The 1,603-nt window shown below is 27.1% G+C and carries 2 protein-coding genes; one reads left to right on the forward strand and one right to left on the reverse strand.

What is annotated here, in order from left to right; all coding sequences use genetic code 11:
* Window positions 1-276, forward strand: a 276-nt coding sequence (locus tag EIC27_RS07965; protein ID WP_153183752.1) for a transposase domain-containing protein, incomplete at its 5' end; no start/stop codon positions are given.
* Between the two features lie 128 nt (window positions 277-404).
* Here the strand turns inward: EIC27_RS07965 and EIC27_RS06780 are convergent.
* On the reverse strand, window positions 405-1,412 hold the full coding sequence (locus tag EIC27_RS06780) for a hypothetical protein (RefSeq protein ID WP_126045285.1): 1,008 nt from the start codon (window positions 1,410-1,412) through the stop codon (window positions 405-407).
* Window positions 1,413-1,603: the final 191 nt, after the last annotated feature.

Below are 1,603 nucleotides of genomic sequence, written 5' to 3' on the forward strand. Positions count from 1 at the left end.
CTTTTAGATGGAAGACTGCGTATTGATAATAATGATTCGGAGCGTAGTATAAAACCATTTGCAGTTGGCAGAAAAAATTGGATGTTCTGTGCAACAACTAAGGGTGCTAAAGCTAGTGCAAATATTTATAGTATTATTGAAACTTGCAAAGTAAATAAGATTAATCCTTATGATTATTTAAAATATTTGCTGAATCATATTCATGATTATTCTGATCCAAAAGAGTTAGTAAATTTACTTCCATATAATATTGATAAAAAAATATCATCAAATTAAATTTTTTTTAGAATTATCAAAAAACTTAAGAAACCCAAAGAAAGGCGGATAATACTTGTCAAGATGGGGATATTTTAGCGTTTACGTTTCAAAAAGTATACTTTATGAGAATTTTTTATTCTACACAATTACATAAAAATTAGATCTTCTAATGAAGGTCGTCTTCTAAGTTCTAGAGATCTTATAAATTTCTTAAGATTTTTAACATTTAATGTAAAACTTTTTAAATCACTCTTGGCCGATTTAACAATTTTGTCTTTACGCTCTACTTTTTTATCAAATAAATTATCAATCTTTTTTTTACTTAAACTATTCAATTTTAATCCATTAAATGAAATTTGAAAATACCTTTTACTTAAATATACCCTCTCCTTTAATTCTTCTAACTCATTTCTAAGTACCTTGTTTAATCCTTTTGTAGTTTCCTTTGATAATTTATCTGCGCTCATCATTGATTTTGTCTCTTCTAACTCTATTTTTAGTAACTCAGTTAAATTTCTATCTCTATAAGCTGCTGTTACTCTTTGCATTACCTCAGTTTTTCTCTTTTTTTCTTTCTCATCTAGCTCTCTATCAGGATGAAGTATTGCTGCTAATTTTTTGTAAATATCCTTCATAGACTCTTTTCCTTCCTTCTCTTCTTTAGTTTCTTGCTTCAATTCATGGCACTCTTCATCTTCATTTGCCATTTCTTCTTGCCATCTACCAATATTTTCTTCCATTTTTGATGCTATATTTTCGAATATGTCTTCAAGTACTGATTTTTTCTTTGTTCTTGGTTTGCTGTATTTTTTTAATATTATCTCAACTTTTTCATCGTAGGTTTCATTTAAAAGGTCTATACACATATCATGAGTAAGTGACCTTAACTTTCTTTTTTCTCCATTATTAAAATTTGTATCTCCCAATCTTGTATCAAATAAGAAGACCATTTTTTTTCTACATTCATAAAATTCATTCTCTAAAGGAAAAAAATATTTAGCATGTTTTTGCCTATATTCTCCAGCATACTTTTCCCATTTACCTAATTCCTTTTTCTTTCTCTCTATCTGTTTTGAGAGTTGATTAAATAATTTTTGTTCTTTTGATAAATTATTTTCATCTGAGTGTATTTTTATTAAGTTTGAATTTTTCACACTACCAATTAAAATTAATGAATAAAACTAGCATAAAGTACTAAAATATCAGAACCTTTAAATATATATTAATGATTCTCTCCAAGTTAACATTATTTACAGTAATTGTGAGTATCTAATGGCCTATGTTCTGTGTTCTTAACTTTTCAATCTCCTCTACAGTTAATCCTGTTGACTCTGCTATAATTTCT

Source organism: Candidatus Aquarickettsia rohweri, assembly GCF_003953955.1.
Lineage (GTDB): Bacteria > Pseudomonadota > Alphaproteobacteria > Rickettsiales > Midichloriaceae > Aquirickettsia > Aquirickettsia rohweri.